General features: G+C 36.4%; 7 protein-coding genes. All 7 read right to left on the reverse strand.

The features are described from left to right. Positions 1 to 39 precede the first annotated feature (39 nt). Genes murD through mraZ form a run of 7 tightly spaced genes read right to left on the reverse strand, consistent with a single transcriptional unit; the run spans position 40 to position 7,832 of the window. Positions 40 to 1,389: a UDP-N-acetylmuramoyl-L-alanine--D-glutamate ligase gene (murD, locus tag ABFR62_03680; protein ID MEN8137510.1), complete on the reverse strand. Its 1,350-nt coding sequence runs from the start codon at positions 1,387 to 1,389 to the stop codon at positions 40 to 42. A 4-nt stretch (positions 1,390 to 1,393) separates the two neighbouring features. Beyond that, on the reverse strand, positions 1,394 to 2,632 hold the full coding sequence (mraY, locus tag ABFR62_03685; GenBank protein MEN8137511.1) for a phospho-N-acetylmuramoyl-pentapeptide-transferase: 1,239 nt from the start codon (positions 2,630 to 2,632) through the stop codon (positions 1,394 to 1,396). A 4-nt stretch (positions 2,633 to 2,636) separates the two neighbouring features. After that, the gene (locus tag ABFR62_03690) at positions 2,637 to 4,100 is read right to left on the reverse strand and encodes a UDP-N-acetylmuramoyl-L-alanyl-D-glutamate--2,6-diaminopimelate ligase (protein ID MEN8137512.1); all 1,464 of its coding nucleotides are present in this window, start codon (positions 4,098 to 4,100) and stop codon (positions 2,637 to 2,639) included. Beyond that, on the reverse strand, positions 4,100 to 6,082 hold the full coding sequence (locus ABFR62_03695; protein ID MEN8137513.1) for a penicillin-binding protein: 1,983 nt from the start codon (positions 6,080 to 6,082) through the stop codon (positions 4,100 to 4,102). Before ABFR62_03695 ends, ABFR62_03690 begins: the two co-directional genes overlap by 1 nt. Before the next feature lies 1 nt (position 6,083). Next, positions 6,084 to 6,407, reverse strand: coding sequence for an FtsL-like putative cell division protein (locus ABFR62_03700; protein ID MEN8137514.1), 324 nt, complete (start codon positions 6,405 to 6,407; stop codon positions 6,084 to 6,086). After that, a complete protein-coding gene (rsmH, locus tag ABFR62_03705; GenBank protein ID MEN8137515.1) occupies positions 6,407 to 7,318 on the reverse strand; it encodes a 16S rRNA (cytosine(1402)-N(4))-methyltransferase RsmH in 912 nt (303 codons plus the stop codon). The genes ABFR62_03700 and rsmH overlap by 1 nt, the downstream gene beginning before the upstream one ends. A 46-nt stretch (positions 7,319 to 7,364) precedes the next feature. Then, positions 7,365 to 7,832: a division/cell wall cluster transcriptional repressor MraZ gene (gene mraZ / locus ABFR62_03710; protein MEN8137516.1), complete on the reverse strand. Its 468-nt coding sequence runs from the start codon at positions 7,830 to 7,832 to the stop codon at positions 7,365 to 7,367. Positions 7,833 to 8,545 lie beyond the last annotated feature (713 nt).

Here is an 8,545-nt window from a genome sequence, read left to right on the forward strand (position 1 = left end):
TTCATGCTAATCTCAACCTCTTATTTTTTACTAAAAAAATTATTGCTCTAAGTGTCCAACTTCCTCCTTAAACTGGAATCCTCTATCCTCATAACTATCGAATAAATCAAAACTTGCACAGGCTGGCGAAAGTAATACATTATCCCCTCTTCTGGCAAGAGTATACGCTGTATTTACAGCCTCTTTCATTGAAAAAGTTTCAGTAATAACATCAACCTTATTCCCAAAAACCTTCATCAGTTTTTCATTATCCACACCAAGACAAACCACAGCTCTAACTTTATCCCTCACAAAGGGTATTAAATCGGAATAATCATTTCCTTTATCCACACCTCCAACAATCCATACAGTAGTTTTTTTCATTGAATCCAATGCATAGAAAGTGGCATTTACATTAGTGGCTTTCGAATCATTAATAAAGTTTATTCCCTCAACACTTTTAAAATTTTCCAAACGATGTTCTACAGCTTCGAAACTCGACAGACCATTTCTGATAGTTCTATTTCTTACTCCGAGTAATTTTGCTGCCATACCACCCGCAAGAGAGTTTCTCGCGTTGTGTTTTCCCTGCAGAGCCAGTTCATCGATTGTCATAGTTATATTGTCATTTTGGTGGTTATAGTTCATTTCAATATTTTTATAATTCAACTTTCCGTATGTTATCCCTTTTATATTTTCGCCATATGGAACCTCTATAGATTTCACAGGATTATTTTTTAGACCTGACAGATTTCCTTCGTCGTTTGCATCATAGATTAAATAGTCCGATTCTATTTGATTCATAGCAATTCTAAGTTTCGAATCGCGATAATTTTCAAATTTATAATCGTAGCGATTAAGATGATCAGGAGTAATATTCAATAAAACGGCGATATGAGGTCTAAAACTTACTATCCCGTCCAATTGAAAACTACTCAGCTCCAGCACATAATAATCAAACTCATTTCCTGCAACCTGACGCGCAAAACTTTCTCCTATATTACCTGCCAGTCCTACATTTAATCCTTCCAGCTTCAGAATATGATAAATAAGCATCGATGTTGTAGTTTTACCGTTTGATCCGGTAACTGCAACGATTTTTGCTTCTGTATATCTTGAGGCGAATTCTATTTCCGATATTACCTCAACCCCCTTTTCTTTCAGGGTGGTTACCAGCGGTACATTATCAGGAATTCCCGGACTCTTCACAACTAACTCACTATTCAGAATAATTTCCTCACTGTGAGTTCCTTCTTCAAAAGACACCTTCAACTGTTCAAGCTCTTTTATATACCGGGGCTTTATCACTCCCATATCGGAAACAAAAACATCATAGCCAAGCTTGTTAGCCAAAATGGCCGCACCAACTCCGCTCTCACCTGCTCCTAATATGGAAATCCTTTTACTCACTATTTTATCTGATTTTTAATGTTATTATTGACAAAACAGCCAACATTATCCCTACAATCCAAAATCGGATTACAATTTTACTCTCGTGATAATTCTTTTTTTGATAATGGTGGTGCAAAGGAGCCATCAGAAAAATTCGTTTTCCTTCTCCTAATTTCTTCTTTGTATATTTAAAATATGACACCTGCAACACTACTGAAAGGTTCTCTACAAGAAACACCCCGCTGATAATTGGGATTAGGAGTTCTTTTCTCATAATAATCGCTATTACTGCAATTATTCCTCCTATAGTTAAACTTCCGGTATCGCCCATAAACACCTGCGCCGGATAAGCGTTATACCAAAGAAAACCAACCAGTGCTCCAATAAATGCCGCTATGTAAATTGTAATCTCTCCCATATTTGGGATAAACATTATATTTAAATAATCCGCAAAAATTATATTACCGGATACCCAGGCAAACAAAGCCAAAGTAACTCCCATAATAGCAGATGACCCTGCTGCTAAACCATCAACCCCATCGGTAAGGTTTGCTCCATTTGATACCGCAGTAATTATAAAAATCACTATCGGGATAAATAATAACCAGGCGTAGTCTTTAGCGTCATCACCCATCCATGAGATTAAACTCTCGTAATTGAATTCATTTCCTTTTACAAAAGGTATTGTAGTTTTAAGTGACTTATGCTCTGCATCAAATGTTGGTGGACTTATTCCTTGTTGTATAAATTCAGATAATTCCTCCTGTGTATAATGCACTTTCTCCTTAATTGTAACATCCTCGTTGAAATACAACATACCACCAACAATTAAGCCTAAACCTACCTGTCCTATTATTTTGAACCTCCCTCTTAATCCTTCCTTATTTTTCCTAAACACTTTGATGTAATCATCAAGAAAACCGATAGTTCCCATCCAAAGTGTAGTAATCAAAAGAAGTATAACATAAATATTTTCAAGCTTGGCAAATAACAATACCGGAACAACAGTTGCCAGAATAATAATTACACCTCCCATAGTAGGTGTACCTGCTTTTTGTATCTGCCCTTCCAGGCCAAGCTCCCTAACTGTTTCTCCAACCTGTTGGCGCTGTAGAAATAATATTATTCTCTTACCATATACTGTGGCAATTATCAACGAAAATATTATCGCTAAACCTGCCCGGAATGAAATATAATTAAACATTCCTGCTCCAGGGATATTAAATGTTTCATGTAGGAAATTGAATAAATAGTATAACATATCTCTACTTATTTAACAGGGTTAATATTTTTTTCGCTTTTTCAAAATCATCAAAGTCGTATTTCACTCCCATGATATCCTGGTATGTTTCATGGCCTTTACCGGCGATAAGTATAATATCGCCTTTATCTGCCTCCTGACATGCCGCTTTAATTCCTTGTTCTCTATCAACAATCGATACTGTTTTGTGATAGTGTTCTGCAGGAACACCGGCTTCCATATCAGAAATAATATCCTCGGGTTTTTCGGTACGTGGATTATCTGAAGTAAGAACTACTTTATTAGAAAAATCACAGGAAATTTTTGCCATCTTCGGACGCTTCCCTTTATCTCTATCTCCGCCACAGCCAACAACTGTAATTAATTTTTCATTTCCTGTCCTTATCTCTCCAATCGTTTCCAGTACATTTTTCAAAGCATCGGGAGTATGGGCATAATCAACCACGGTAATAATTCCCTTTTCCGAAGAAAAATGATCAAAACGACCTGTCACATTTTCTAAACGACTCATCGCTTTTAATACTTCATCTTCATCCTCTCCAAGTTCAACCGAAACAGAGTAAATAGCTAAAAGGTTATATGCGTTAAACTTCCCTATTAATTTAGTCCAAATCTCCTTATTCCCAATTCTCAACAACATCCCGCTAAAGTGACTTTCCAGTAATCTAACCTTATAATCACTCACTGATTTCATTGAATAGCTGAGCTTTTTAGCTTTTGTATTCTGAAGCATTACCATTCCGTTTTTATCATCAGAATTAGTTATGGCAAATGCTGTTTTAGGCAAATCATCAAAAAAACGTTTCTTAACGTTTATATATTCTTTAAATGTTTTATGATAATCAAGATGATCGTGGGTAATATTTGTAAAAGCGCCTCCTGCGAAATGCAGTCCGGCAATTCTGCGTTGGTCAACACCATGAGAGCTCACTTCCATAAAGCAGTGCGATACTCCTGCTTCGGCCATCTGTTGCAAATATTTATTTAATGTTACCGGATCCGGAGTTGTATGTGTAGAAACAATCTCTTCATCACCAGCCATAATCCTGATCGTTGAAAACAATCCCGCTTTTTTTCCCAGTAATCCAAAAAGCGTATATAACTGTGTAGCGATAGTAGTTTTACCGTTTGTTCCTGTAACTCCAACTAATTTAAGTTTTGACGAAGGATTATCATAAAAGTTTGAAGCTATTACTCCTAATGCCTCCTTGCTATCTCCCACCTTTACCCAGGCAACACTATCATTATCAACATCTACATTATTTTGATATACAATTGCCTTTGCTCCAAGTTCTATAGCTTTTGATATATATTTATGCCCATCAACTGCCACTCCGCTAATAGCCACAAAAACACTTCCGTTTGTCACTTTTCTGGAATCGAATTCAACAGAAGTAATTTCTGCGGAACTATTTCCGGAAAGCTCCAAAACATTTATGCCCCCAAGTATTTTGTTTAACACCCTCATCACATCAATACTAAATTAACTAAGTTGTTCTTCTTTACTCTTCTTCCAGCCGGTATAGATTGTTTAACAACCCTGCCTGAACCTCTCATTCTAACTTTCAGTCCAATATTTTCCAACATTGATAACGCATCCATTGCTGGAACACCTTTCACATTTGGCATCAGACCTTTTCGAACCTCCGAAGCCTTTGATCCTAAAACTATCTGATTTCTCAACTCTTCATCACTCAAAGCCGGTATAATATTTTCTACTTCCGGTCCCTCGTGATAAATTTTAACTGCTATCTCCTTAAATACCGGTGCAGCAACCTGAGCACCGTAATAACCTTTACTCTTGTCCGGTTTATTAACTACAACAATCATTGAGTACTTAGGATCTTTTGCAGGAAAATATCCGACAAATGAAGAACTATAACCCATATTCTTCTTTCCTTCCCAGTAATTTAACTGGGTAGTTCCGGTTTTTCCGGCAATTTGCAGGTTATCCATTTTCAAACCTTTTCCTGTTCCATTTTCCACAACTCCTTCCAGCATATCCCGAGCTATTTTCACTGTACTTTCAGAACAAATTCTCGAGTTCAGAACTTCGGTATGCACAGTAGAAATCACTCCCTCATCATCTCTTATTTTCGAAATAAAATACGGTTTAACTTCTACCCCGTCATTTGCAATTGCATTATAATAAGTAAGTATTTGAAGTGGTGTCAAATGAACCCCATAACCATAAGCCATCCAGGCTAAACTAAGTCCTGACCAGTTATCGGCCTGAGGATTTGGAATTACAGGCGAACCTTCTCCCTTAATATTTAATCCAATTTTCTTATCAAGACCCATCGAATAAAGTCTGTTCAAAAATCTGGTTGGGTTTGTCTTATAGTTTTCATATATAATTTTAGCCATTCCTACATTTGATGATTCTTCGAACACCTTCTTTACTGACACCTTTCCAAAACCACCTCTATGTGAATCTCTAATATATTTCCCATAGATCTTATGCTTCCCGTTTCCTGTATCTATCACCTTAGAGGTATCTACAACTCCATCTTCGAGAGCGGCTATTAAAGCCGGAAGCTTAAAGGTTGATCCGGGCTCAGAAGATTCGTAAACTGCGTAATTTACTTTTTCGTAATATTTACCTTTTTCTGTACGTCCAAGGTTTACAATCCCTTTGATCTTACCGGTATTAACTTCCATTACTACAACAGTACCGTGGTCGGCTTTAAACTCTTCCAATTGCCTTAATAAAGCATAATGTGCCACATCCTGTATATGCACATCTATCGTAGAATATATATCTGCCCCATCCTCAGGTTCTATTTCATTTTTATCACTCAGAGGTTTCCATGATCCTTTTTGAAGTTTTACACTCAAAACACTTCCATCTCTACCCGACAGATATCTGGAATATGCTCCTTCGAGACCTACCGATAAATAATCTTTTTCGTATCCAATAGTCCGTTCGGCAACTTTTCCCAAAGGATGTTCCCTAACCATTTTTTCCTCAACAACAAGTCCGCCTTTAAACCTTCCTTTATTAAGAATTGGAAAACCTTTAAACCTTTGATATTGATCAAAGGTTAAATTTTTCTTTATTCTAAAATATTTTTTACCCTTCTCTCGTGCTTTGGTAATCTTGTCGGCATAATAATATCTTGATGGCGCTCCAAACAAACTGTGAATTGAGTCTGACAGATCGTCTATATTTTCATTGAATAATTTTGTAGAAGGAACAGTAGGATCTATTGCTACAGTAAATGTGGTGACTGATGTTGCCAACAAATTCCCGTCTTCTGCATAAATATTTCCACGTCGGGCCTTAATTACATGAGGTCTTATGGTTCTTTTCGAAGCTAACTCCCTGTAATGCTTACCATCAACATATTGAATCTGGAATATTTTCCCAAACACAGCAAAAAACACCAATAAAAGCAAAGCTAGAATCAGGTATAATCTGTTTAGTATGTTTCTTCTATTTTTTTCCAATTCAATTATTATTTACTTTTATTACATGTGGTGGTGTTGTAGATTGCTCCAAGCCAATTTTTCTCACTTTTTCCTGAAGATTTGATCCCATTCTCGAATTCATCAGCTGCGTTCTTACATCTACAAATTCCGACTTCAACTCTCTAACTTCTTTCTGAAGTTTCGAAATCTCATATACTTTTTCGTCAGCAGAATGAGAACTTACTATTGTTATCAGGATAAGCAAGACAGCAAAGGCTATTACTTTCCAGTTTTCAAGAAGTACATCAGTGTCAAACAGGTTACCTCTTACAATAGTTCCTATGTTTTTGGACTTCTTTTCCATTATAGTTTTTTCGCAATTCTCAATTTTGCACTTCTCGCTCTGCTGTTTCTTTCAACCTCCTCTTCGGTTGGGACTATTACTTTTCTGTTAACAGCTTTAAAAGGAACATCCACATTCCCATAAATATCCTTTTCAGGTTCTCCCCTAAAAAGTCCGGTTTTAATATATCGTTTTACCAGCCTGTCTTCTAATGAGTGATAAGAAATTACAACTAATCTCCCATCAGGATTCAAAATTTCATTACTCGATTCGAGGAAGGCCTTTAAAACCCCCATTTCATCATTAACTTCAATTCTTATTGCCTGAAACATCTGAGCATAAAACTTATTTTCCCTGTTTCGAGGTGCTAAATCTTTCGTTAATTCTTTTAGATCGCCATTAGTTTCAATTGGCTTATCACTACGTGAATCCACAATCCTGTTTGCAACTTTCCAGGCATTTTTAAGCTCCCCGAAATCTCTGAATATCCTGCTCAAATCCTCTACATCATAATCATTCACAATCTCATAAGCTGAGATATTTGATTTTTGATTCATTCTCATATCCAACCTGCCATCGAAACGAGTAGAAAACCCCCGCTCGGCAACATCGAATTGATGAGAACTAACACCCAAATCTGCGAGAATCCCATCGACCTTTTTCACTCCGTGAAGTCTTAAATAATTCTTCAGATGCCTGAAGTTTACGTTAATAAGCTCAAAACGAGAATCGTCTATCTTATTTTCTAAAGCATCTTTATCCTGATCGAAAGCAAATAGCTTTCCTTTTTCTCCAAGATGAGAAATAATTCCACGCGAATGACCACCTCCTCCAAAAGTAACATCCACATAAATACCATTTTCCTTAATCGCCAGGCCTTCGATACACTCGTCGAAAAGCACAGGCACATGGTACTCCATTGCCATTTGTATAGAATTTTAGTTATTTTTTTCTACATTATATGGAATAGACGGAAATCTACTGAAGTAACTCTTCAAAATCCCCCATTACTTCTTCTGCTAAATCTCCAAAATCCTCTTCAGGATTATTAATCACACTTTCGTAGCGATCTTTATCCCAAACCTCAATAATGTTGTTGACTGTAACAGTAAGTACAACTTCCTTTTCTATCCCTGCAAAACTCACAAGATCTTTCGTTATCAACATTCGCCCTGTCCCATCCAATTCAATCGACTTTACCCCTGCTGTAAATTGACGTATAAAACTTGCTACTTTCCTCTGAAAACGATTTTTCTTGTTTAATTTGCTCATCACAGCGTTCCATTCTGCCATTGTATACAGTTCCAAACACTGCTCAAAAACTGATCGTTTCAATACGAATCCATCACCCAAATACGGAGCTAACTGCTTCTTTAACTGAGCAGGTAGCAACAAGCGTCCTTTGGCGTCGATCTTACATTCGTATGTTCCGAACAGATTTGTCATTAATTGTTTTTTTACAATTTCAAATATAAGATATTATACTACACTTTTTTACACTTTACCCCACTTTTTACCACTTTGTTGAAAACTTAATTTAAAAACACTTATAAAGGCCTGTAAAACCTAACACTTTCATACACCATGAAAAAAATCGGTTATTAACAATTATTCGGAATTCCACCACCCTTACAACACAATTATTGACTAGACAAATGGCAATTGGGGTAATAAAAGCATCATGAAAGAATAAACTTACAAACACATATTTATCTTATTGCTACAAATAAGATTACGGATAACACACAAAAAGTATATAACCTTTTATGCCAATTAAATTTCAATGTGAAGAGTTTGGTCAAAGTATTATTTTTAATTTAACGAAAAAAAGCATAGCATTTAATAAATGTCTGAAGTTTCCAATCTCTTTTTTTTTGGCGCTATTTCCGGCTCTCCGCTATAGCTTTATTTAGCATAGCGGTTCGAAAATTGTATTTCGGGGTCTTCGCTAAGGCTCAGCCGCCAAAATACATTTCTCACAAGCTATCCAAAACAAAGGCTGTCGCTTTTATCCGGGCGAACTATATTTCGCTGCTCCGCACCTTAAAAACAAATAATACCAATTGAATTTCAAAATGCTCATTATAATTCGAAATGTAATTCTGTTAGACGAAATAAGCGAAGCGATTGGCTAACGCCGAATCTCACGATTTCATGAA

Source organism: Bacteroidota bacterium (assembly GCA_039714315.1).
Classification (GTDB): domain Bacteria; phylum Bacteroidota; class Bacteroidia; order Flavobacteriales; family JADGDT01; genus JADGDT01.